The sequence below is a fragment of the Rhizobium quercicola genome, assembly GCF_021168455.1.
GTDB lineage: Bacteria > Pseudomonadota > Alphaproteobacteria > Rhizobiales > Rhizobiaceae > Ferranicluibacter > Ferranicluibacter quercicola.
Map to the genome: position 1 here is coordinate 74,980 of NZ_JAJOZR010000016.1, position 21,892 is coordinate 96,871.

Genomic DNA, 21,892 nt, shown 5'->3' on the forward strand with positions numbered 1-21,892 from the left:
ACTGCGGCATTGTACGAATACCGCAGTCAACTCGTTTTTGGACTGCCTATAACAGGCAGCCGAACTGTTAGTTGCCCTGCAAGACCGGAGTTTCTGACGGTTCTGTTCCCTCAACGAGGATAACCCTAGGTGTCTTGGAGGCTTCGCCCGGGTTGACGATGGAGCGGGTCGGACTGGTGGCCGATGCCATGGCAGCACCTTTGGCATCCGTCTTGAACGCCATGATCGGTTCCGGCTGACCTTCGAATAACAGGGAATAGGCCGTGTCCGGCTTCAATTTCGATACGCTGAGCTCGACGATATCGATCAGGCCAAGATTGCGCGAGACGACCATGCCGCCGCCTTGCGCATCTGCGGCAGGTTTCAGCATAAGTGTGATGTTCTCCGGCATGTCCTTGCGTGGTTCAAGGTTTTGGCGACCGTCGCCTGTCGGGACCGCATCCGGAACATAGATCAGCGCTTGTGGGGCCTGGCCGGAGGGGATATGGGCGATCTTCTCATTCTTCTGCGTGTCGATCACGTCCACCGCGTCGCCATTTTCGAGGCCAACAAAGACGCGGCTGCCGTCGCCCGAACCCCAGACACCGTGCGGCAAGGCACCGACGGGAATGGTGGCTATCAGCTTGGCCTCGTCGTCCAGCGTGTAGACTTTTACGACGTTCTCGCCGCCGATAGTCACGTAGGCCAGAGTTCCGGCGGATGTTTTGGCGAACGCCAGATGGTTGGTGATCGGACCGCTATCGATCACGCCCTTAACTTTCAATGTCTTGGTATCAATCCGCGTCACCTTGCCGACATCCTTGTGGGTTAGCCAGGCTTCCTTTCCATCTGGCGTCACCTGAATGAACGGCGAGAATGGCGAGACCACCGGAATGGATGCAAGCAGCTTTTTCGACGCGACATCGAACACCTGAACGACCGGATTGAAGCTGTTGGCCACAAAGGCGCGCTTGCCGTCTGGCGTAAAGATCGTCATGCCGGGACCGCTCTCGGTCTTGATGCGATCGGTCTCCTTGAATGTCTTCGCATCGATGACCGAAAGGTAATCCTCGCCGCGCACGGTTGCCCAGACGTGTTTGCCATCCGGGGTGAAGAAAGCCTCGTGCGGATTGCGGCCGATATAGGCGACGCCTTTGATCTTGTTTGTAGCGGTATCGATGAAGGTCACGGAATTGGTCACCGTCGAGACGGCGACGATGGTGCGGTGATCCGGCGAGAAGCCAAGGCCGTGGACGTTGACCTCACCCTTGTAGAGGGGGCTCAAGACGTTCGGGCGTGGGTCGCCGAGCTTGATCAGGCCGAGAAGCGTGTTGGTCGATGGATCGATGACAGATACGGTGTTGCTGTTCTGGTCGGCTGCATACACTCGGTCTTCGGGTTCGGACAGGGCAAAGGCGGGGGTGCTCGCCATAAAGGCGATCAGCAGGGCTGCGGAACGTTTCATTTCGAAGTCTCCGGGTTGGCGGCGACGGAGCCGCGCTGTTGTGTGAGCATCGAATTCATCAACTGAATTTCGTAAGCCTGCTCTGTGATGATCGACTGGGCGAGGTTTCGGATTTGCGGATCTTGGGTGGTGCGCAACACGGCCTTGGCCATGTCGATGGCGCCCTGGTGATGCGGGATCATTTGCGCCAAAAAATCGTGGTCTGGATTGCCTGTTTCGGGTACCGCCATCATGCCGGCATGCATTTTGTCCATGGCCACCTTCATGCTTTTCGAGAACGCAGTTGAAGGGCCGCTATCCTCCATGCTCATCGCCGGTTGGTGGTCGTGGGACTGCTCAGCAGTTGCGCTTCCCACAATGGCAAAACTGGCAACAAGTACGAAACTGTAGACGCGCATGGTGGAATCCTTTTGGCTTGAGTGAGTAAGAACGCTGTGGGCCGCCGTTTATTCCACTGCTCATCCGTATTTGTTCTCACGTCGGCGTGAGCGGTTGGCACGCGCGGTACTGTGCCGGTCAGCGCTAATAATTATGGAAGGCGGATCTTGACTCGAGGCGTGCCCAAATGCGGCTTGCTCATATGCCGCCAAGAGGATCACGCGCGTTGGATCCAATCTGTCTTTGAACGATGTCTGAGGGCGATACCCTCAGCGGATTGCGGTATGGAGAATGAACGGCCGGTTGGAACAGGGCGAAAAAGCAGACATTCTAATTCGTTCGACGACGGCGCCCAGTCGTGCGTCTTTCCAGAGGAAAACCAGCCTGGTCGATCGTAGGAAAACTTTCTACAGGGAATTCCGCCACTCTCAGATTTTGGTTTCACTCCAAGCTGGCGGTGGCTTTCATGACTGCTTTGGTGACCTCGTTGAAACTCATTTTAATCCGAACCTGTTGGCCGTTGACGAAAAACGATGGCGTGCCGGCGACTCCGAATTTTTTGTTCGCTTCGGTTGTCGCAGCATTGAGCTTGTCGAGATAGGCCTGATCGGCGACAGCGCGATCGAAACCCGCGCGGTCGATGCCCATGTTAGCGGCGATCTCGCGCAAAGCATCCTCGGCATTGGCGGCGCCGGCAATCTCATCGAATTTCGACATGAAGGACGATACCGTCTCGTCGAATTTGTCTCGGCCCCGCGCATTCGCCAGCATGAAGATAACGGCATCCACCGAGTTTCGCACGAAGGGCCGGTAAGCGATCTTCAACTTACCCGATGCGACATATGTATCCTGCAGTTTCGGCAGGTCTCGTTCATGGAAGTCGATGCAGTGGCTGCAGGTTGGGGAGGAATAGACGACAAGCGTCACTGGAGCGGTCTTCTCGCCAACGAAGCTGTCTTGGAATACGGCCGGGTTCATCAAATCCTGCAAGGGTTCGGCCTTGGCCGATGTCACGCATCCCAAAGCAATGCCGACGATCACGGCCATCATACGAAACGTCATGTCTTCTCCTGTTCGGTTACGAGAAAAAACACCCCGGCATGAGCAATGCCGGAGTGTTTCGATCATCAGTCGGCCTTGAGGCAGGGCGAGACGAAGAGCGAGCGGTCAAGAGTGCCCTTGATCGTCTTGGCCGCGACCAGCAGCCACATGCAGACAAGTGCAATAACAAGAACCGCGCCAAAGATTGCGATAGACGACATCGGCACCATCGTTGAGAGACGAAGCGTGGCGACGGCAAACACGCCAAGCGGGAAGGTATAGCCCCACCAGCCGATATTGAATGGCAGGCCCTCGCGAAGGTAGCGCAGGGTGATCAGGACAGCAGTCGCCAGCCACCAGATGCCGTAGCCCCACAGGAGGATCGCGCCGAGGAAGCTGGCGCCACCGAAGGCCGGAGCAACGCTTGCCAATCCATTCGCCGACAACACGGCGGGTCCGGTCTGGCTCATGACGAGAAGACCAAGGGCACCGGTTCCGATCGGGCCGAGAGCCAGCCAACTCGAGGCGGCCATGTTGACATGCGGAAGCTTGTGGACCGCCATGCGCAGAAAAAGGATCACGAGCACGCTCATGGCCAGCGGAACCGAGCAGGCCCATAGCACCAGGCTGGTCATCAGCACCGTCAACTGCGTTTGAGCGTCGGCGATGTGGGGCAAAAGCAGGCCACCGCTGACAGCCGCCACCTCGCTCGCCACGATCGGCAGCAGCCAGACCGCTGTCATTTGGTCGATCGAGTGCGATTGGCGCGTAAACATCATGAACGGGATTGCAAGACCGCAGGCCAGCGACAGTGTGACGTCGATCCACCAGAGCGTCGTTGCGATCGCCACCGCCGTGTCGCCGATATGCGGGATGCCGTAGATCAGAAAGCCATTGATGATGGTGGCCAGTCCCATCGGGATGCAGCCAAAAAACATCGACACGACAGAATGCGAGAAGACGCGGCTTGCCTCATGAAAATAGAGCAGCCAGCGTGCCGTGTAGAGCGTTGTGCAGGTGGCAAACAACAGGATATTGAAGAGCCAAAGCGCCTGACCGATCGCGAAAAGCCACGGATGCCCAGGAAATTGTGCGAGAGCGACCGAAAGAATGCCGGTGCCCATCGTGGTCGCGAACCAATTTGGCGTAAAGTTCCGTATGACATAGCCCTGCATGGGAACGTCCGGGGCTGGCGTGACCGGCCTCTTGAAGGCAACAACCTTGTGCATCGAATTTCTCCTGATCGTTGAGGAGAAAATACGTGGGTACATCGATCAGTTCCAACGCATAGTTCAGGATATTTCGATCGCCGTTTTCGATTGATCGAGTTTTGCGGCGGCAGCTTCGAAAACCGCGTGAAGGCGGTCGCGCAGCGTCGGCGAGGTATTGATCAGCGTCGGGCTCGGATGGGGGCAGAGGATCACCTCAATGCCGGCATCCACCAGTACCCCTTCAGCACCGCTCGCCACCGCGCCCGCCAGGATGGCGACACGTAGGTTCGGCAGCAGCGGCAGAAGGCCTGCAAGTCCCATGATGCCCTCGCGCCGCTCGCTGGCCACGATCGAGCCTCGGGTTGCGCGGACCCACGGGACCGTATTCCACAGAACGATGTCTCGGCGCGATATCCCTGCGCCAGTCAGCGCCGTGCGCAGGTTCTTCGCCGTGCCGGTCGGGTTATCGATCGAAACGAAACGCCGGCCGCGTTCGACCGGACTTGGACCAGGCGTCTCCAAAAGGATCAGCAGTCTTGCGCTGATACCGCCATCGTATGGATCGAAGTTCGGCATATCCCGGTCGGAGTTAAGCTGAAGGTGCTCCCGGAAGGCGTTCAATGGCTGCATATGCGCGCTGTCAAGCGCGGCCAACCGCTCCTCGCGTCGATGCTCGTGCCAGAGCGTATCAGGTCCGCGATAGGTCATCGTGTCTGTTCCGACAACAGGGCTTCGAACGCATCGGCCGCCTTGGAGCGATACCGCTCCTTATGCCGGAGCAGGAAGAATGGGCGCGGAAGCGGAGAAGCATTGGCCTCGACCAGCAGGCCGCTGTTGAGTTCGGTCTGGGCAGCACTTCGCGATGTCAGTGTTGCCCCCATGCCGGCCTCGACTGCGCCGAGCACGGCCTCGTTTCCGGGCAGGACAATTGCAACGTTCAACGCCTGCAGCTTCAATTTCTCTTTCGTCATCATCGTCTCGAAGGCGAGCCGTGTTCCCGATCCGGGCTCGCGAAGAACCCATGTCGCGTCTTCAAAATCGGCCTTTCCGAGCTTTTTGCCTTTGGCCCATGGATGAGTTGGCGACACGACGAGGATCATCTCATCCGTGGCGATCATGCGCGACAACAAGGCCGGTCTGTCGACCGCGCCCTCTACAACGCCGAGCTCAACCCGCCCTGCCTCAACCGCGTCGCCTACCGCCTCGGTATTGCCGATCCTGACGTCGAGACCGAGACCAGGATAGCGTGCGTGGAAAGTCGCAAGCCTGGAGGGCAGCCAATAGGCGCCAACAGTCTGGCTCGCCATAACCGACAATTCCCCGCGCAAAAGTCCGGCAAGGTCGCTTAGCGCAGACTCGGCGGCTTTCGCTTCAGCCAAGACCTGAAGTGCATGCTCGAGAAAGATCGTTCCGGTTTGGTTTAGGACGATAGAACGACCGATCCGGTCGAACAAAGCCACGCCGTGCCGTTCCTCAAGCGCGATGACCGCAGCACTGACGGCCGACTGCGTCATGTTCATCGCTTTGGCAGCCTTGGTGATGTGCTGTTGGCGGGCGACTTCGGCGAAGATGCGCAACTGGTCGAGGGTCATGAAGATAGCAACCTTGAATCTGCTCCGAGTTATAATCGATTTTTCCGAATGTTCGTAGCAAAATTATGCGATGGAACTGATGCAGAATGGCGCTAGTTTTCTCCTACCAGACACGGAGGAAATACCATGCTGAAATCCATCATCACCGGCGCGGCGATGCTTGTCGCTACGACAGCACCAACGCTTGCCGCCGATATCCACGTCTATGGTCCCGGTGGACCACTCCCTGCCATGAAGGAGGCGGCAGCCGCCTTCAAGAAAAGCTCCGGCAACAAGGTTATCGTTACCGCCGGCCCGACGCCGCAATGGATCGGCAAGGCTAAAGACAATGCCGACCTGATCTTCAGCGGCTCCGAAACGATGATGTCGGATTTCGTGAAGGCGATGTGCGGCCAGATCAAGGATGCCGGTGTCGAACCGCTCGGCGGTCGAACCGGAGTATGAAAGATAAAATTGAACCGGCCCGTCAAGCTGCAGTTCGCTGATCGTCGTGGCTGCATTCGCCTCTTCTGAAGCGCCTCTTCTCCGAAATTTTGCGGAGAATAGGTGTCCACCCTCCGCACACGTTTGTGCCAGCCTCCCCATCCCGCCATATCAGGATAGGGCATCGCGCTCGCCGACGAGCTCTTCTCTCATTTTCTCCAGTATACTCTTCTGAAACCCGACCAGATCGAGACCTTCAACGACGCTATATTCACCGTCCTTGCGCATCACAGGTACGCCATACACCAGGCCTTCCGGTATTCCATACTGCCCATCCGATATAACGGAATCGATGAAGTCCTCATCCAGATAGGCGTCGTCGGGGATGAAGCGCTCGAACAAGCGCATAAGGCTGGAAACCGACATAGTCGGTAGAACTGCGATCAAATCTCGTCGCCAAGGCCATTTCAGCGGATTGTTCGTCCCCGGGGTATTAGCCACTGTACCGAGAGAGCTATTAAGTATCTGTTCAAAGTAGTGCGCTTCAATTGTCACTGCACCTTGGATGCCCGCCGTAGGTCATAAGCGCAAGAGGTGCAGATATGCTGGCCGACAAGCCGTGGCTGAGCTAAGGCAGTAATCCCTCGCTGGCACGATGGACAACGGTCGCGTAATCCGCACCCTTGGATCAAGGAGGAGATTCTAGTCGAGTGTCGCCATCGCCTCCGAAAATATGGGGGCTGGTCAGAACCGAGGCACGCAGGACGGAATTGCAGCCAGCCCGAAGCGGCACGACGGGCATTGATGCCCAGTGGTAACCACATCCTTCTGTTCTGGATTGCCTTCATCTTCACGCATCCGTTCGGTGCGACATTCGGCGACCTTCTCACAAAGCCGCTGGAGAAGGGTGGCATGATTTTCTTCCGCGGCGCGGCCTCCGTGGTGACGCTGGGCCTGCTGGTTCTCGCTCTCGTCATCTCGACGATGTCTGCTGCACGGACCCGCTTCTCCCTGGAGCCCTGGCGTAAGATCGGATGAGGCGGACTGGGTTTCAACTTCACCCAGTCCGCCCAGCGATGTTCTATGGGTGTTCGACCAGCAGCCAGTCACCCGTTCAGGCCGCTGTCAGGATCGAAGCCGATCAGAGGGCATCGCATCCTTTCCCATCCCGGAGCCGTTCTTGTCTCTCGTACCATTGAAACGGCCGTCCGTCGGAAGCATCCCTCTGTGCTTCCTTGTGACCATCTATCTACTAGTGACACTCAATCTCCCGTTCTTCGACGACGCCTTCAGAGTGTTCGGCGGGTTCCATGCAAGCTTCTACGGCTTTGCCCTGGCGATCGCCTTGCTGGTCGCGGCAGGACTTGTTCTTCTTTCCGCCCGATATGTCATCAAACCCGCTCTCGTGTTCATTATCCTTGCCGGAGCGGTGGCATCGTATTTCACGGGCACCTTCGGCATCATCATCGACAAGGAGATGCTGAGGAACGTGGCTGTGACGACGCCGCAGGAAGCCGGGCACCTGGTCACGCTTCCATTTCTGCTGCATGTCCTACTGTTCGGTATCCTGCCGTCCGTTCTTGTCATTCTCGTCCGTGTGCGCCACCGCCCCTTCCTCAAGATGCTGGTTGCCAACACCGTCGTCGTGACACTTCTGCTTCTCGGGTGTCTCGGACTTGTCCTCGCCAACTATTCAGGCATCTCCTCCAACATTCGCCAGCACCGGGACATGATGGCCAAGCTGACCCCGTTTTCACCAATCACGTCGGCCATATCGCTGGGTGTCAGCGTCTATCGTGATGCAGGCGTCGTGCGTGCGCCGATAGGCCTGGATGCCAGACTAGGTCCGGTCATTGCAAAGTCGGACAAGCCGTTCATCACGGTAATCATTGCCGGGGAGACGGCCCGCGCGATGAACTTTTCCTTGAACGGCTATGCACGTCAGACCAATCCTGAACTGAAAGCTCTCGGAGTTGTCAGTTTCACGCAGACGACGAGCTGTGGAACGGCGACTGCTGTTTCCCTGCCTTGCATGTTTTCCGTCTACAAGAAGACCGAGTACACGGACCGCAAGGCGCGCTCCACCGACACACTCATGGATGTGCTTCACCGGGCCGGCATTGAAAGCGTCTGGTGGGACAACAACACCGGCAGCAAGGGTATTGCCGATCTCGTGAGTTTCGCGAGCATGACACGCCAGAAAGACTCTATTTTCTGTCATGATGGCGAATGCCTGGACGAAATCTTCCTCGGAGAACTCGACCGCAAGCTGGCGGCGGTGACGACGAACACGACGATCGTCCTGCATCAGGCAGGCAGCCATGGTCCTGCATATTTTCAGCGCTACCCCGAACTCTTCCGTCGGTTCACTCCCGACTGCCGCACGGCACAGCTATCGGACTGTTCCAACGAGGAGATCGTCAACGCGTACGACAACACCATCCTCTATACCGATCACAATCTGGCCGAGGTGATCAAGCTCCTGAAGAAGCACGAGGCAACGGTGAACGGTGCCATGATCTACATGTCGGATCACGGGGAGTCGCTGGGAGAAAGCGGGCTCTACCTCCATGGGGCACCTTACATGTTCGCACCGGTCCAGCAGACACATGTGCCGTTCATCACCTGGTTCTCGGACTCGTATACGGAGGTCACGGAACTGAACCTTGGCTGTGTGAAGGGCATCGCCGATGCGCCTGCCTCGCATGACAACCTCTTCCACACTGTGCTTGGAATGATGGATGTCGAGACGAATGTCTACGACCGCTCGCTGGACGTGCTGGCCCCATGCCGCTCGCAAGTCTCGGCGGCATCGTAGGGGGCTGCCTCATACGCGGATGTTCAGCATCCCGCGGATGGCTTTCAGGTTCCTGTCAGAATAGCCCGTCAGTAGCACCTTGAGGCAGTTCGTATCCGGCCTTTTTTCGGAGCCGACGCAACTGCCTGACTCAGACAGCCAGGTGCAATGTGACGTCCCCAAGATTTAGAGTAACCGACCTGCTTGCCCGCCCGTCGCTCGGCAGCATAACGACCAGTGTCATCGTCGCCATTTTCCTGGTCTGCCTTACGAACCGGACCTTCTGGTCGAAGGCCGGGATCTATCTTGCCGACCATCCAGGTGGTGTGGCGGGACTGTTCGTCATCGTGCTTGCAATCCACATCGCCCTCCTGACAGCGTTCTCTGTGAGGTTTCTGATCCGGCCATTTTTCATCGTGCTGATCCTCGCGTCCGCGATCGGCTCATGGTTCATGGACAGGTTCGGTGTCGTCATCGACGACGACATGGTCCGCAATGCGGCCCAGACCACGCCCGCGGAAGCTCAGCATCTGATCACGCCGGGTCTGGCCCTGCACATGCTGCTGTTTGCCGTCCTGCCGATCGCAGCACTGCTGTGGATACGGATCCTGCATCGGCCGTATCTCCAGAAGGTGCCGCGCAATCTCGCCGTGATCGTCCTCTGCCTCGTCGTGTCGGCAGGCGAGTTCCTGACCTATTCCAAACCATTCACGGCCATGCTCCGGCAGCACAAGGATCTCGTCAAAAGCCTCAATCCTGTCACGCCGCTTGTGGGAACGGCCCAGTTTCTGCTGCAGACGAGCGGCGAAACCGATGTCGGTGCGGAGCCGATCGGCCTTGATGCCAGGATCATGGACGTCGCAGCCACGGACAAGAGACCTCGCGTCACGATCCTCGTTGCGGGCGAGACCGCCAGGGCGCAGAATTTTTCCCTTGGGGGCTATGCTCGTCATACCAATCCAGAGCTAAGCCGACAGGACATCGTCTACTTCCCCAATACGACAAGCTGCGGAACCGCGACGGCCGTGTCCATCCCGTGCATGTTCTCGAACCTCACACGCGCCGGCTACACCCATGACAAAGGACTTCGAACCGAGACGCTTCTCGACGTCCTGAAACATTCTGGTGCCGATGTCGCCTGGTGGGACAACAATACGGGCAGCAAGGGCGTTGCCGACCGAGTGACCTTCATCGACCTGGTCAAGACCGCGGACGGGCGCTTCTGCATCATGGGCGAGTGCCAGGACGGGATCTTTCTCGAACGCCTCGACACCTGGCTCGACCAGGTCAAGAAGGACAGCGTCCTCGTGCTCCACACCATGGGAAGCCATGGGCCGACCAATTACCTGCGCTACCCCGAGGCGTTCAGAACGTTCACCCCTGACTGCCGGACGGCCGAACTCGGCAACTGCGAGGACGAGGAAATCGTCAACGCCTATGACAACAGCATCCTTTACACCGACCACGTCCTGTCGAGCGTCATCGAGACATTGAAGAAGCGCTTCGCGACCTTGCAGACGGCGATGGTCTACATGTCGGATCATGGCGAGTCTCTTGGCGAGAACGGCCTTTACCTCCACGGGGCTCCCTACATCATCGCACCCGATGTTCAGACCCACGTGCCGTTCTTCGTCTGGCTGGACGATGCCTTTTCCCGATCGATGGATCTCGATCGCCCGTGCTTCGAAAGTACGTCCGGCATGGAGCGGTCGCACGACAATCTCTTCCACAGCGTCCTTGGCATGATGAATGTCCGGACGACCGTCTACGACCCGGCGCTCGACATCTTCACTGCCTGCAGAAAGGCAACACCACATGGCCAATGACACGCAACCGCGCAAGCTGACGGGCATGGCGCACTTCATCGCCGCAAGCGGCTACTCGGCCGGCGGCCTGGCTCGCGCCTGGAAGGAGGCCGCTTTCCGGCAGGAGATCGGGGCAGGGGTCGTGTTGATTGTCGCCTATGCGGCACTGGGCGTCAGCGTTCCGACGATGGCGGCAGCGGCGGTTCTGTTTCTTGCCCTGATCGGCTTCGAGGCTTTAAATACCGCGATCGAAGAAATTGTCGATCGCATCTCTCCGGAAATTTCGACGACAGCAAAACATGCGAAAGACCTCGGCTCGTTCGCGGTCCTTTGCCTGATCTCGGCGAACGTCATTTTTCTCTGTAGTTCGGTCTACGTGACGGTGATGAGATGACAGGCTCTGATCGATGAAGGTGCTCCTTGTCGAGGATAGCGTGATTCTCGGAGAGGCCATCCGCGACCACGTAATCGCGATGGGTCACGCGGTCGTCTGGTGCGCGACACTTGGCGAGGCATGTGCGGCCGCCGCGGGCAGTGATTTCGGCGTCGTCCTTCTCGATCTCAGGCTTCCCGATGGCAGCGGGCTGGCTCTGCTACAGGCGTTGAGGGCAGCGAAAGTCTCGGTTCCTGTCGTCGTGCTCACGGCGTTCGACCAGACAACAGACCAGATGGAAGCGCTGCGATGCGGCGCAACCGACTTTCTCACGAAGCCCTTCAGCCTGGCGCGGCTCGCCCACAGTCTGACGGCCGTCACGACCTGAAACGCTGCCCTCTAATGATAGCAAATGATGAAAGAGAGCCAATGCCAAGCCTTCCTGCCGCGTTGCGTGATGTTGTCGGACGTCTGAAAGGCATCGAGCCTCTCGGGTTGATGATCTTCGGTGTCGTTTCCGGCGGCGTGCTATTCTTCCAGTGGCTTGCGGACGAGGTCCTTGAAGGTGACACGAAGGGTATTGACGAGACGGTGCTGCTGGCGCTCCGCCAGCCCGGAGACCTCACACGAACCATCGGTTCCGCATGGGTTTCCCATGCGGCCACCGACATCACCAGTCTGGGTGGCGTGACCGTGCTGAGCCTGGCAACGTTTCTGACCGTCCTCTACCTCTTGTCCGTGCGCCGGAAGGCCCTGGCGCTCTTTGTCTTCCTGGCGATCGCCGGCGGCTGGCTCCTGAGCACGACCCTGAAGATCCTCATCGCGCGCCAGCGCCCCGATATCGTTCCGCATCTGGTCGACATCAACGACTTCAGCTTCCCGAGCGGACATGCGATGCTATCGGCGGTCACCTATCTGACGCTCGGCGGCCTGCTGGCACGGCATCAGCCGACGCGTGCGGCGCGGGTCTTCATGTTGGCCACGGGCGTGTTCCTGACGTTGATCATCGGAAGCAGCCGCGTGCTTCTCGGGGTGCATTATCCGACGGACGTGCTGGGTGGTTGGTGCGCTGGGGCGACCTGGGCGCTTATCTGCTGGTATCTCGCTCGGCGCCTGCTCGCACCTTCGGACCAAGCCAACTAGCCTTTGGTGGGGTCCTGCTTCTCGAGATCTTCCCAGCTCCGGTCCATGGCAAATGCTTGGGAGAGATAGGGAATGCCGATATGTCCAAAAGCGATCGACAACTGACCTTCCGACATTTCTTCGTCGTGTCCCGCGATCTTATGGCTGTAGAGCGCCGACACAATGCCGGTGCGGTCCGCGCCGGACTTGCAGTGGATGAGGATCGGTTTCGGAGCGTTCTTCATGATCTCTACCAGCTTGTCGGCAGTCTCCTGTGTAACCTCTCGAGAAGCGGACATGGCGAAATCGACATGGTCGATGCCGAGCCGGCTCGAGGTCGCTATCTCCTCTGTGTACCAATGCTCCCTGCGCTCGGGGCCGCGGAGATTAATCACAGTCTTGATACCGTAACGTCGAACATAGCTCTCTAGGCTGACCGCTGACGGTTGGGCCGATCGGTAGAGCTGGCCCTCGATGACCGTGTGAAAATTGCCGCTGAACTGGAGATATCCGAGGTATCCGCCCAAGCAGATGCCTGCTGCTGCCACGGAGATGCCGAACGTCTTCATAAGACGGGACCGAAGATGCCTGCGTTTGGTGAACATGGGAGGTCAGCCCTTTGAGAAAGCTGAGGTTGGCGTGTGCGAACCATGCGATCTGAAACTGACAGGCACCTGAAGACGATGGAGCTTCGGAAATTCTCCGAATGTCCGTCAGTGCAAACATCGCTCTGGCCTCGCCGTCCGTCCGTGATAGGACTATCGAAAAATCTCGAGGAGTTTCCGCGCTGCGTATATTGCTCGTAGAGGATCATGACCTTATCGGAGAGGCCGTGCGCGACCACGTCGCGGCCTCCAACCATGCCGTCGACTGGATGCGGATCATCGCCGATGCCGAAGCCGCGCTCGGCTCGGTGCGCTACGGGCTAGTTCTGCTCGATCTCCAGCTCCCGGACGGAAGCGGTATCGACTTCTTGAGACGGATGCGAAAGTCGGGGGATACGACGCCTGTCATCATCCTGACGGCGCGCGATCAGATCTCCGATCGCATCGAAGGATTGAACGCCGGCGCTGACGACTATCTCGTCAAGCCTTTCAATCTGGGTGAGCTTGAGGCGAGGATCGCCGCGGTCGCCCGACGCTATGATGCAAAGCCTCAACCTGTGCTGACATTTGGTACGATCGAGATTCAGCGCACCGAGCATCGGATCACCGTCTCTGAAAAGACGGTCGACCTCACAGCACGCGAATGGGCGGTGCTCGACCTGCTCGTGGCCCGTCCCGGCAACATCGTCGCGAAAGACCGGATCGAGGAGGCGCTCTATGCGTTCGGTTCCGAAATCGAAAGCAACACCGTCGAGGTCTATGTCAGCCGACTGCGCAAGAAGATCGGTCGCGACAGGATCCGGACCGTCCGGGGCCTCGGCTATGCATTTGGCGAGGCAATGGGTGACAAGTGAGCAAGAGGACGAGCATCACGCGACCGCTCATGCTTTCCCTGACCGGAATGCTTGTCGCCTTCTGGCTTGTTGCGCTCGGCCTCGGCGTTCTCGTCATGCGGCACGAACTGGACGAGGTGTTCGACAGCGCGCTCCAGGAGACAGCGGAAAGGCTTCTCGCCCTGACAATAGACGATCTCGAACTGCGTCAGCAAGCCGACGGCCTTGAGATTGCCAGTCCCAACAAGTCCGGGCGGCGCGAGTATCTCGTCTATCAGGTCCGCGATCCCTCAGGGCGCCTGCTGCTGAAATCGGACGATGCTCCCTCCGCTATCATCCAGCCGGAGATGGGCAGAGGCTTCAGCGACACGGTCAGGTACAGGGTGTTTACGTCCGTCAGCCCGGACGGCAAGCTCATCCTGCAGGTGGCGGATCGGTTCTCCAATCGCCGCGAGGCGGTCCGCGAAAGCGCGGTGACAATGCTCATCCCGCTTCTCCTCCTGATTCCGGCAAGTATCTTTTCGATCTGGCTGGTGATCGGGCGCGCCCTCAAACCGATCGGAGCCCTGCGGCAAGCCATCGCGACGAAGGACGGTGGCAACATGGCTCCGCTTGAAGAAGCGCAGCTCCCGGAAGAATTGACATCGATCGCCCATTCGGTGAACCTGCTTCTCGAGCGACTGAGAAATGCCTTCGCAGCCGAGCGTGAATTTACAGCCAACAGCGCACACGAACTGCGTACCCCGATCGCCGGAGCATTGGCGCAGACCCAGCGACTTGTCGAAGAGTTTCCGGATGGCCCAGGAAGAAGGCGGGCCCGCAAGATCGAGAGGGCGCTGCACGATCTCGGTCGTCTGGCCGAGAAGCTTCTCCAGCTTGCGCGGGCGGAATCCGGGATCGGCAGCAAGGAAGCCGAGGTCGATCTCCTGCAGATCCTCGATCTCGTCATGCTCGATGTCCAACGCGGCATGGGTTCTGACCGAAAGCTGGAACTCAGGCGCCCGGCCAGTCCGTCGCTGGTGCGCCTCGTGGACGCTGACGCATTCGGCATCGTCATGCGAAACCTGATCGAGAACGCGTTGCTGCACGGTGATCTGACGTTCCCGGTGGTCGTGGATGTGGCGGACGATTGCTCAATCAGAGTCATTAATGCCTGCGAGGTGGTCCCAGCCCATGAGCTATTCGACCTGAAAAATCGTTTTCAGCGCGGACGAACATCGGCAGCCGGTTCAGGGCTCGGGCTTGCCATAGCGGATCGGATCGTCGTTGAAATGGGTGGAAAGCTGACGCTGTTCTCGCCGGCGCGTGGGATGACCGACGGCTTCGAGGCGTTGGTCGAACTCTGAAAGCCATGCCAGGGCCGCAGGTCCACCAGATTCTCTGAACCTCTGACGGAGCTTCGACAGGTTACAGGCCTCATCGAAGGGGATGCTTTCTCTCAGACCGATCTTGCCAGGTTTCATCCTGTTGTTCGCGGTGCAATCGGCAGCGGTCGCAGCAGTGATCGGTCCCGACTGTACCGAGCAATCACAGGCAAAGTGGCTGGACAGGGAGATGATTTCGAGACGGGCCGCGGAGGCCGGTTACAAGACGATCGTGATCCTGGACGTTCAGGGAACATGCTATCACGTGCGCGCGCTGACGAGATCGAACCTTCAGGCGGACGTCTATCTCGATCCGGTGACAGGAGATGTCGTCTCTGCAGTCCTCTTCGACGAATAGCTGCATCGAGAGGCAGGATGTCCAGATCATGATGTCGAGACGACCTTGTGAAACAGCATCGTGCAAGCGCAGCCTACGAAACAGAGGGCATAAGAACCTCCACCCTCAGTCCAGGACTGTTCCCAGCCAGTTCGACCCGTCCGCCATGCAGATCAGCAATAGCTCGGACAAGGCTGAGGCCTAGTCCACTACCTGTCGTCGTCCGGCTCTTGTCCAGCCTGTAGAGGCGCAGGAAGACCTTGTCGCGTTCTTCGGCGGGAATGCCAGGACCATCGTCCGCGACAGTAATCACCCCGTGATCCCCGACTCGCCTTAGCGATACATCGATATGTGTTCCTTCACCGCAATGGCGGATGGCGTTCTCGATCAGATTTACGACCATCTGGGTGAGCAGCTCCTGGTCTCCCAACACCCGGCACGGATCATGTTGATCAAGCGAAGAGGTCAACCTCATACGGCTATCCTGAGCGACCTCGGCGTAGATCTCCACCACCGAGGCCAGCAGTATGATGAGGTCGATCTGTCGGAACCTTGTCCTCCGGGACCCTGACTCGATCTGAGAAATCCTCAACAATGCCTCGAACGTCGCATTGATCTGATCGATATCGTCACGAGCGCCGACAAGCGCTGTCGCATCCAGTTTCCCCAGCTCGGCTGCAAGGGCCGCAGTGTCGATCTGTATCTTCAGGCGGTTCAGGGGCGTCTTGAGTTCGTGGGCAATGTCTGAACTGACCTGCCGCATTGTCTCCATGAGCATTGAGAGCCGATCGAGTGCCTGGTTGATCTGGCCTGACACTGTGTCGATGTCGTCGCCGTTTCCATGCAGGGGCACGCGCGAGTCAAGCTGACCATGCGATACGGACGTCATGGCGTTCGCAATTCCATCAAGCCGTCTCTGCACTCTCGACCCCAGCAGGACTCCTCCGATAACAGCGAGCCCGATCACGAGCGCCGTGGCCCAGATAAAGCTGATGAAGGTGATGTTCTCCAACCGGTCGGTCTGTCGGTAGCTCTGGCCGACAACGAGGCGCTTGTCGCCAATTGTGGCTGACATGACGCGGTAGTCCACGTCTCCCTCCAGGCCGATGAGCTGGGAGGGAACGTCCGAGATGCCATCCGGTACGCGCTTGCCAGAGAAATTGCCCGCGATCTGTCTGCCATCGGCGTCGATGACGGAGAATATTCGCTGGTCGGCCTCGGTCAGACGCGCATAGGTGTTGACCGTCGAGATCAGGTCCTCCAGATCGTCCGGCGCATAGGTCGAAGACAGCAGCGCATGGATTTCCATTATGGAAGCATCGAGTTCGCCCAGCAGTTCCTGCTTGAGAAAGCGGTAGGTGACAAGACCGGTGACGACAAAGGCAATGACGAACACGAGACCGAACGTCATTGCTAGGCGGAAGGGGGTCGAGCGCCATAACCTAGCGCGGCGCATGCATGCTGTATCCTGTGTTGCGCACGGTGTGCAGCAGTTGCACCTCGAACGGTTTGTCGATCTTCGAGCGCAGGCGGCTGATGTGGGTCTCGACGACGCTGGTCTTCGGATCGAAATGAAAATCCCACACCAGTTCCAAGAGCATGGTGCGGGTCAGAACTCGCCCGTCTCCCCGCATCAGAACCTCCAGAAGCATGAATTCCCTGGGCTGCAAAGCGATCGCCTGACCCGACCGGCTGGCATAACGCTTGACGAGATCCAGTTCGAGATCGGCAATCCTCAGGACCGTCTTTTCTTCAGTCGCGTGGGGTCGACGGGCAAGGGCGTTCAACCTTGCCAGCAGTTCGGAAAACGCGAATGGCTTGACCAGGTAGTCGTCTCCTCCTGCCTCCAGTCCTTCGACGCGGTCGTCCACGCCACCGATGGCTGTCAGGAAGATCGCAGGCGTCTTGACGCGGGCGGCGCGAACCGCCTTGACGACGGAAACGCCATCCAGTCCAGGAAGCATGCGATCGACCACGAGGACATCATAAGGCTGCTGCGTCGCCTGATAGAGCCCATCCCGACCGTCATGGACGACGTCGCAGGTGTGGCCAGCCTCGTGAAGCCCTTTGGAGACGTAGCCGGCCGTTCTGCGGTCATCCTCGATCAGCAGGATATGCATTGTCTGTCCTTGAACTGGTCCGGCTCACCGCGACTGGCGGCAGCTTACCTGTCTCGATCTATTCGCTTTTTGGCAATTCTGTATCGCGAAATTTTCTTGTCACCTTACGGATTGGTATGGTTCCAGCAAAGCAGGGGTAAAGTGTGACCTGCAAAGTCATCTCCGAAGAAACGTCGATCAGCGACATCTGGAGATGCCTGAATGAAGAAATGGCCTTTGCTGGTAGCACTGCTTGCTACCCCACTTTTCCTTGCCCCCATAACCGAGCTTGCCTATGCCGCCGCGGTGATGAGCAAACTAGGCGATCTTGCGCCATTTGAAAAAATGGCGAGCGATACGCTCGTGCTGATCGACAAAGGCGACCTCGGCGGGGCCAGAGAACGGATCACCGAGTTCGAGACAGCCTGGGACAATGCCGAGCCGACGATGCGGCCGAAGAACGTCGACGAATGGAGCGTGATCGATGATGCGGCGGACGCGGCGATCAGCTCTCTTCGCGCGAACAAGCCCAAGGCAGCTAACGCGAAGGCCACCGTCGCGGCCCTGATCCATGCGTTGGCTAGTCCCGCCGCTCTATAAATCTGCATCTTCCGAAACCATAAGCCAGAAGGATTCACCCCTATGAAGACTCTTATCAACGCCGTCCTGATCGTCACCCTGTCAATCCTCGTTCCCGCGACGGTGTTCGCGAAGGTGCCGTGCGAGGAAACTCTGAAGGACGTCCGTTCAGCCCGAGCCGACGCCAAGCTCAACGACGCCGGTACAGCCAAGGTCGACGAGCTGATCACCAAAGGAATCGATCGCTGCAACGCCGACGACGACAATCGTGCCAATGACTTCTTCAAGGACGCCATGACCGCGATGGGCAAGTAACCAACATCTGGAGGAATGAGATGTCGCAACGCTCGATGACCCCACTGGGTCCTCTCAACCGGGTACCCCGCGTCACCCCCGATTTCTGGCTGATCAAATTGATGGCGGTGACAATGGGCGAGACCGCCGCAGACTATCTTGCCATAAACATGGGGCTGGGCCTGACCGCGACCTCGCTGATCATGACGGCGGTTCTCATTGTCGCACTCGTTCTGCAGTTCGCCCAGAAGCGATATGTCCCCTGGGCATACTGGCTTGCCGTGGTGCTGATCAGTGTCGTCGGCACGTTGGTGACCGACAACCTCGTCGATAATTTCGGCGTTCCGCTCGAGACCAATACGATCGCCTTTGCCGTCCTCCTCGCCCTGACATTCGCAGTCTGGTACGCGATGGAGAAGACGCTCTCGATCCACTGCATCTACACCACGAGGCGCGAGGCCTTCTACTGGGTTGCGATTCTGCTCACCTTTGCGCTCGGCACTTCCGCTGGCGATCTGGTCGCGGAGAAATTCGAATTCGGCTATCTCATCACGGCCATACTCTTCGCCGCAGTCATCGGTGCCATCACCGCCGCCTACTATCTCCTGAAACTGAACGGTATCCTGGCCTTCTGGCTTGCCTACATCCTCACCCGGCCGATGGGTGCGTCGATCGGTGACCTGTTGTCCCAGCCAAGGGAATATGGCGGCCTCGGCTTCGGGACGATCGTCACCAGCTTGATCTTCCTCGGCATCATCATCGCGACGGTGGTCTACATGACTTCGTCTTATGAGCCGGAAATATCAGTCCCCCGAGGAAACAGCACCAACGCCTGAAAGGGCACCCCGCAATGCTGGTCTGATTGGATCAAAGCTGCCGTCTGAAGGCCGCCGGGCTTGTCCCGACAGCCGTTCAGACGGCAGCAAGGTGACGCAGGATTGCGAGGCGTTCGCCTTATGCTGCCATGTTGCGGATAGTTGACCGCGGTATGGAGGGACGAACATGCGTGACCGAGCCGAGTTTAAACTGAGACAAGAGCTGGGTCAGTGACGCGGCTTCCCTGGCAAGGCTATGGCTGGCGGCCGTAGACTGCTCGACCATTGCCGCGTTCTGCTGCGTACCCTGGTCCATGGTGTTAACGGCCGTGTTGATTTCCTGGAGGCCGACGGACTGTTCGCGGGCGGCTTCGACAATGGCGGCAACGTGCCGGTTGATCTCCTGGACTTCACCAGCAATCGTCGCGAGGGACGCTCCCGTCTCGCCGACAAGCTTGACGCCGGCTTGAACGTGACCGCTGGAGGTTGCGATCAGGGCCTTGATCTCCTTGGCAGCCTTCGCAGAGCGTTGAGCCAGCTCCCGGACTTCCTGTGCCACGACCGCAAACCCCTTGCCCGCTTCCCCTGCGCGCGCAGCTTCCACGCCGGCGTTCAGAGCCAAGAGGTTCGTCTGGAACGCGATTTCGTCGATGACGCTGATGATGCTGCCAATCTCGCCTGACGACGTCTCGATCGCCTTCATAGCCGTGACCGCACTGCTGACCACCTGACCGGATCGTTCAGCGCCCTCACGGGCGCGGGCAACCAGTGCTCCGGCTTCCTCGGCGCGACGCGTCGAGTCACGCACTGTCGTGGTGATCTGTTCGAGAGCTGCCGCCGTTTCCTCGACGGACGCGGCTTGCTGCTCGGTTCGTCGCGAAAGATCATCGGCCGCCGAGCGAATCTCGTTTGCACCGCCGTCGATGCCGCGGGCGTTCTCACCGACCTGGATCAGTGTCGACTCCAGTTTTCCGAGGGAAGCGTTGAAGTTCTCGCGCAGCAGATCGAGCTGCGAAACGAAAGCTCCGGGGATGCGATAAGCGACATTGCCTTCAGAGAGTTCCTGAAGACCCTTGGCGAGGTTCGTGACCGCGTGAAGGGTGTCTTCGGCCTCCTGAGCCTTTTGAGCTTCACGCTGAATGCGCTCGTTCTCCGACATGGAGCGGTTTGATGCGGTCTCCTGTTCGAGCCTTGAGCGTTCGATGGCGTTGTCGCGAAACACCATGACGGCTGCTGCCATTTCACCAATTTCATCGCGACGGTCGGTCCCTGATACTGGAGCGTCGACGTCTCCGTTGGCCAGGCTCGTCATTCTCATTCGAAGAGACGCGATAGGTGCCGTTATGCCGCGCGCCGTAACAAAGAGGGCCAGCGCAATGCCTATCGTGAATATCACACCGAGGATGAGAAGACTGTAGAAGATCGTTGAAGAAGTCTCCTCAGCCAGAGCGGCAGTCTTGCTTGCAATCGTCTTGGACAGGGCGTTGATCCAGTTCCGGATTTCCGGCAGTGACGTGGCAACCTCCTTGTCTGCCTGCGCGAGCAGCGCCTTCGCCTCGTCATTCCGGTCAGAGGCGCCTGCGACAATCGCCTTCTCGGTTATTGCAAAGATCGCTTTGCCCTTTTGCTCAAAGCTGTCGAAGGTCTGGGCATCATCTGGAAGCGCAGTTCTGGACTCATTGAGGAGTTCCAAGTAGCGGGCGGTACTCGCGCGGTAGTCGGTCGTTGCTGCTGCAACTTCAGGCGTCCCGCTCGCATAAGCCATAACCTGATAGGCGTCATAGACAACGGCCACCAGGCGTTGGCTGGCGATGGCCATATTGATCTCTGCAGCGGCTTCTTTTGAGAGGAACCTCGAATAGTTTGCGTCCGACGCGCTGTAGTTGTGAGCGATGACAGCGACACCGCCGATACCTGCGACACACAAAGGGATGAGGAGTGACAGGATTTTTGTTCTGATGCGAGCGTTCTGGAGGAATGACATCGTAGGTCCCTTGAGAGGGGGCGCGCTGCAAATCCGCTTGCGAGATCGTGGAGCCCCTAGAACTAAGGCTACCCGCAATCGCCTAATACGACGTTAAGGGAATTTTAACGTCTAGTTGCATGATTGCTGCATCGGGTAACGCTGGCGTGTTTGAACGCGGGCCATCGAAGGGCAAACTGCAGACTCTTGTGAGGAAAAAGATCGATTGCCCGACAGTCAGTTCTGGTCTCCGCCCCCACAGGTTGGCTTGTTTCCGCAGACGGCTTGTGACACAGCGGACGTTACAAAACGATTATACCTGCTGAAGCGGAGAGACTGTCAGCCGATATTCTGCGATCCCGGTCTACCGAGATCGCAGAATGCTCCAGGATCTCTTAAAAGTCGCGCTGCAGACGGATAGTCCCACCGAATGCGCGATCGTCGCCGCGATTTCCGCCAAACTTGGTGTAGTTTAGTTCCGGCTGCAGGCTAAGCCCGTCGACCACGGCGTACTTCATGTTGAGTGCGCTGGCGAGCGTCCCGTCTTCTTCATACGCGACCTGACCATTCAGAGAAGCCTTCTTCGTTATTTTGGCGGTAAAGCCTCCCCAGACGGCATAGTCGCCATTCCAGGACGCAAAGAAATTGCGGCGGCGCGAACCACCAGGTCCGTCCGAGTTACCCCAGTCCGACTGGTACCCACCCATTGCAAAGACGGAAAAGGTCTTGTTGAGAACAAGATCGAGGCGTGCCTTGCCGGCAAAGGTTTCGGCATGTGCATCATAGCCGCCGATGATGGTGAAGCCGCCCCAGTCCT

Annotated in this window: 25 protein-coding genes; 13 read left to right on the forward strand and 12 right to left on the reverse strand. The window is 58.5% G+C overall.

Translation table 11 applies throughout. The annotated features are described in order from the left end of the window. Window positions 1-67 precede the first annotated feature (67 nt). From LRX75_RS20835 to LRX75_RS20860, 6 genes are all read right to left on the reverse strand, one after another. Window positions 68-1,444 (reverse strand): YVTN family beta-propeller repeat protein, encoded by a 1,377-nt coding sequence (locus LRX75_RS20835; RefSeq protein WP_231816566.1) that lies wholly within the window; start codon window positions 1,442-1,444, stop codon window positions 68-70. Then, a complete protein-coding gene (locus tag LRX75_RS20840; protein ID WP_231816567.1) occupies window positions 1,441-1,842 on the reverse strand; it encodes a DUF305 domain-containing protein in 402 nt (133 codons plus the stop codon). Before LRX75_RS20840 ends, LRX75_RS20835 begins: the two co-directional genes overlap by 4 nt. A 421-nt stretch (window positions 1,843-2,263) precedes the next feature. Next, window positions 2,264-2,884: a DsbA family protein gene (locus LRX75_RS20845; protein WP_231816568.1), complete on the reverse strand. Its 621-nt coding sequence runs from the start codon at window positions 2,882-2,884 to the stop codon at window positions 2,264-2,266. Window positions 2,885-2,949: 65 nt separating this feature from the next. Then, the gene (locus tag LRX75_RS20850; RefSeq protein ID WP_231816569.1) at window positions 2,950-4,092 is read right to left on the reverse strand and encodes a TDT family transporter; all 1,143 of its coding nucleotides are present in this window, start codon (window positions 4,090-4,092) and stop codon (window positions 2,950-2,952) included. 63 nt (window positions 4,093-4,155) lie between these two features. Continuing rightward, on the reverse strand, window positions 4,156-4,782 hold the full coding sequence (locus tag LRX75_RS20855; protein WP_081177383.1) for a uracil-DNA glycosylase family protein: 627 nt from the start codon (window positions 4,780-4,782) through the stop codon (window positions 4,156-4,158). Next, the gene (locus LRX75_RS20860) at window positions 4,779-5,666 is read right to left on the reverse strand and encodes a LysR family transcriptional regulator (protein WP_165137444.1); all 888 of its coding nucleotides are present in this window, start codon (window positions 5,664-5,666) and stop codon (window positions 4,779-4,781) included. Before LRX75_RS20860 ends, LRX75_RS20855 begins: the two co-directional genes overlap by 4 nt. A gap of 126 nt (window positions 5,667-5,792) precedes the next feature. Between LRX75_RS20860 and LRX75_RS20865 the strand changes: the two genes are divergently transcribed. Then, complete coding sequence (locus tag LRX75_RS20865) at window positions 5,793-6,110, forward strand: substrate-binding domain-containing protein (RefSeq protein WP_269456290.1); 318 nt, start codon at window positions 5,793-5,795, stop codon at window positions 6,108-6,110. A 150-nt stretch (window positions 6,111-6,260) separates the two neighbouring features. On the opposite strand, the gene LRX75_RS20870 is transcribed toward LRX75_RS20865, so the two are convergent. After that, entirely contained in the window at window positions 6,261-6,536 is a 276-nt protein-coding gene (locus LRX75_RS20870) for a hypothetical protein (protein WP_231816570.1), read from the reverse strand. Window positions 6,537-6,893: 357 nt separating this feature from the next. Here LRX75_RS20870 and LRX75_RS20875 point away from each other — a divergent pair, with 357 nt between their 5' ends. The 6 genes from LRX75_RS20875 (at window position 6,894) to LRX75_RS20900 (ending at window position 12,207) form a co-directional block, all read left to right on the forward strand. Further along, complete coding sequence (locus tag LRX75_RS20875) at window positions 6,894-7,127, forward strand: COG4705 family protein (RefSeq protein ID WP_231816571.1); 234 nt, start codon at window positions 6,894-6,896, stop codon at window positions 7,125-7,127. Between the two features lie 157 nt (window positions 7,128-7,284). Next, on the forward strand, window positions 7,285-8,907 hold the full coding sequence (locus tag LRX75_RS20880; protein WP_269456296.1) for a phosphoethanolamine transferase: 1,623 nt from the start codon (window positions 7,285-7,287) through the stop codon (window positions 8,905-8,907). Between the two features lie 149 nt (window positions 8,908-9,056). Then, window positions 9,057-10,712 (forward strand): phosphoethanolamine transferase, encoded by a 1,656-nt coding sequence (locus tag LRX75_RS20885; protein WP_231816573.1) that lies wholly within the window; start codon window positions 9,057-9,059, stop codon window positions 10,710-10,712. After that, window positions 10,702-11,085, forward strand: a complete 384-nt coding sequence (locus LRX75_RS20890) for a diacylglycerol kinase (RefSeq protein ID WP_231816574.1) — start codon at window positions 10,702-10,704, stop codon at window positions 11,083-11,085. The genes LRX75_RS20885 and LRX75_RS20890 overlap by 11 nt, the downstream gene beginning before the upstream one ends. 13 nt (window positions 11,086-11,098) lie before the next feature. Next, complete coding sequence (locus LRX75_RS20895) at window positions 11,099-11,452, forward strand: response regulator transcription factor (protein ID WP_231816575.1); 354 nt, start codon at window positions 11,099-11,101, stop codon at window positions 11,450-11,452. A 41-nt stretch (window positions 11,453-11,493) separates the two neighbouring features. Further along, the gene (locus LRX75_RS20900) at window positions 11,494-12,207 is read left to right on the forward strand and encodes a phosphatase PAP2 family protein (protein ID WP_231816576.1); all 714 of its coding nucleotides are present in this window, start codon (window positions 11,494-11,496) and stop codon (window positions 12,205-12,207) included. On the opposite strand, the gene LRX75_RS20905 is transcribed toward LRX75_RS20900, so the two are convergent. After that, entirely contained in the window at window positions 12,204-12,791 is a 588-nt protein-coding gene (locus tag LRX75_RS20905; protein WP_420851245.1) for a dual specificity protein phosphatase family protein, read from the reverse strand. The genes LRX75_RS20900 and LRX75_RS20905 overlap by 4 nt on opposite strands. Window positions 12,792-12,973: 182 nt before the next feature. Here LRX75_RS20905 and LRX75_RS20910 point away from each other — a divergent pair, with 182 nt between their 5' ends. The 3 genes from LRX75_RS20910 (at window position 12,974) to LRX75_RS20920 (ending at window position 15,346) form a co-directional block, all read left to right on the forward strand. Then, on the forward strand, window positions 12,974-13,645 hold the full coding sequence (locus LRX75_RS20910; RefSeq protein WP_231816592.1) for a response regulator: 672 nt from the start codon (window positions 12,974-12,976) through the stop codon (window positions 13,643-13,645). Window positions 13,646-13,674: 29 nt separating this feature from the next. Beyond that, window positions 13,675-14,970, forward strand: coding sequence for a sensor histidine kinase (locus tag LRX75_RS20915; RefSeq protein WP_231816577.1), 1,296 nt, complete (start codon window positions 13,675-13,677; stop codon window positions 14,968-14,970). 103 nt (window positions 14,971-15,073) lie between these two features. Then, window positions 15,074-15,346 carry a PepSY domain-containing protein gene (locus LRX75_RS20920; protein WP_231816578.1) on the forward strand — a complete coding sequence of 91 codons (273 nt, stop codon included), beginning with the start codon at window positions 15,074-15,076 and terminating at the stop codon, window positions 15,344-15,346. A 73-nt stretch (window positions 15,347-15,419) separates the two neighbouring features. On the opposite strand, the gene LRX75_RS20925 is transcribed toward LRX75_RS20920, so the two are convergent. Together LRX75_RS20925 and LRX75_RS20930 are read right to left on the reverse strand one after the other, a co-directional pair. After that, window positions 15,420-16,781 carry a HAMP domain-containing sensor histidine kinase gene (locus LRX75_RS20925; protein ID WP_231816579.1) on the reverse strand — a complete coding sequence of 454 codons (1,362 nt, stop codon included), beginning with the start codon at window positions 16,779-16,781 and terminating at the stop codon, window positions 15,420-15,422. Further along, window positions 16,768-17,445, reverse strand: coding sequence for a winged helix-turn-helix domain-containing protein (locus LRX75_RS20930; protein WP_231816580.1), 678 nt, complete (start codon window positions 17,443-17,445; stop codon window positions 16,768-16,770). The genes LRX75_RS20925 and LRX75_RS20930 overlap by 14 nt, the downstream gene beginning before the upstream one ends. Before the next feature lie 201 nt (window positions 17,446-17,646). On the opposite strand from LRX75_RS20930, the gene LRX75_RS20935 reads away from it, so the two are divergent. From LRX75_RS20935 to LRX75_RS20945, 3 genes are read left to right on the forward strand one after another with little or no spacing between them, the layout of a single operon-like run. After that, on the forward strand, window positions 17,647-18,024 hold the full coding sequence (locus tag LRX75_RS20935) for a hypothetical protein (RefSeq protein WP_231816581.1): 378 nt from the start codon (window positions 17,647-17,649) through the stop codon (window positions 18,022-18,024). A 42-nt stretch (window positions 18,025-18,066) separates the two neighbouring features. Next, window positions 18,067-18,318 carry a hypothetical protein gene (locus LRX75_RS20940; protein WP_231816582.1) on the forward strand — a complete coding sequence of 84 codons (252 nt, stop codon included), beginning with the start codon at window positions 18,067-18,069 and terminating at the stop codon, window positions 18,316-18,318. 20 nt (window positions 18,319-18,338) lie between these two features. Further along, window positions 18,339-19,133: a COG4705 family protein gene (locus LRX75_RS20945; protein ID WP_231816583.1), complete on the forward strand. Its 795-nt coding sequence runs from the start codon at window positions 18,339-18,341 to the stop codon at window positions 19,131-19,133. Window positions 19,134-19,251: 118 nt separating this feature from the next. Here LRX75_RS20945 and LRX75_RS20950 read toward each other — a convergent pair whose 3' ends face one another. Both LRX75_RS20950 and LRX75_RS20955 read right to left on the reverse strand, forming a co-directional pair. Then, complete coding sequence (locus tag LRX75_RS20950; protein WP_231816584.1) at window positions 19,252-21,096, reverse strand: methyl-accepting chemotaxis protein; 1,845 nt, start codon at window positions 21,094-21,096, stop codon at window positions 19,252-19,254. A 374-nt stretch (window positions 21,097-21,470) separates the two neighbouring features. Further along, window positions 21,471-21,892, reverse strand: a 422-nt coding sequence (locus tag LRX75_RS20955; protein ID WP_231816585.1) for a porin, incomplete at its 5' end; no start/stop codon positions are given.

What these genes read in the sequence shown, in the direction of transcription:
- LRX75_RS20905 (WP_420851245.1), bottom strand. Translation starts at nt 12,791, where the DNA reads ATGTTCACCAAACGCAGGCATCTTCGGTCCCGTCTTATGAAGACGTTC.
- LRX75_RS20860 (WP_165137444.1), bottom strand. Translation starts at nt 5,666, where the DNA reads ATGACCCTCGACCAGTTGCGCATCTTCGCCGAAGTCGCCCGCCAACAG.
- LRX75_RS20945 (WP_231816583.1), top strand. Translation starts at nt 18,339, where the DNA reads ATGTCGCAACGCTCGATGACCCCACTGGGTCCTCTCAACCGGGTACCC.
- LRX75_RS20875 (WP_231816571.1), top strand. Translation starts at nt 6,894, where the DNA reads ATGCCCAGTGGTAACCACATCCTTCTGTTCTGGATTGCCTTCATCTTC.
- LRX75_RS20845 (WP_231816568.1), bottom strand. Translation starts at nt 2,884, where the DNA reads ATGACGTTTCGTATGATGGCCGTGATCGTCGGCATTGCTTTGGGATGC.
- LRX75_RS20935 (WP_231816581.1), top strand. Translation starts at nt 17,647, where the DNA reads ATGAAGAAATGGCCTTTGCTGGTAGCACTGCTTGCTACCCCACTTTTC.
- LRX75_RS20835 (WP_231816566.1), bottom strand. Translation starts at nt 1,444, where the DNA reads ATGAAACGTTCCGCAGCCCTGCTGATCGCCTTTATGGCGAGCACCCCC.
- LRX75_RS20895 (WP_231816575.1), top strand. Translation starts at nt 11,099, where the DNA reads ATGAAGGTGCTCCTTGTCGAGGATAGCGTGATTCTCGGAGAGGCCATC.
- LRX75_RS20940 (WP_231816582.1), top strand. Translation starts at nt 18,067, where the DNA reads ATGAAGACTCTTATCAACGCCGTCCTGATCGTCACCCTGTCAATCCTC.
- LRX75_RS20915 (WP_231816577.1), top strand. Translation starts at nt 13,675, where the DNA reads ATGCTTTCCCTGACCGGAATGCTTGTCGCCTTCTGGCTTGTTGCGCTC.
- LRX75_RS20900 (WP_231816576.1), top strand. Translation starts at nt 11,494, where the DNA reads ATGCCAAGCCTTCCTGCCGCGTTGCGTGATGTTGTCGGACGTCTGAAA.
- LRX75_RS20850 (WP_231816569.1), bottom strand. Translation starts at nt 4,092, where the DNA reads ATGCACAAGGTTGTTGCCTTCAAGAGGCCGGTCACGCCAGCCCCGGAC.
- LRX75_RS20930 (WP_231816580.1), bottom strand. Translation starts at nt 17,445, where the DNA reads ATGCATATCCTGCTGATCGAGGATGACCGCAGAACGGCCGGCTACGTC.
- LRX75_RS20865 (WP_269456290.1), top strand. Translation starts at nt 5,793, where the DNA reads ATGCTGAAATCCATCATCACCGGCGCGGCGATGCTTGTCGCTACGACA.
- LRX75_RS20840 (WP_231816567.1), bottom strand. Translation starts at nt 1,842, where the DNA reads ATGCGCGTCTACAGTTTCGTACTTGTTGCCAGTTTTGCCATTGTGGGA.
- LRX75_RS20925 (WP_231816579.1), bottom strand. Translation starts at nt 16,781, where the DNA reads ATGCGCCGCGCTAGGTTATGGCGCTCGACCCCCTTCCGCCTAGCAATG.
- LRX75_RS20950 (WP_231816584.1), bottom strand. Translation starts at nt 21,096, where the DNA reads ATGTCATTCCTCCAGAACGCTCGCATCAGAACAAAAATCCTGTCACTC.
- LRX75_RS20890 (WP_231816574.1), top strand. Translation starts at nt 10,702, where the DNA reads ATGGCCAATGACACGCAACCGCGCAAGCTGACGGGCATGGCGCACTTC.
- LRX75_RS20855 (WP_081177383.1), bottom strand. Translation starts at nt 4,782, where the DNA reads ATGACCTATCGCGGACCTGATACGCTCTGGCACGAGCATCGACGCGAG.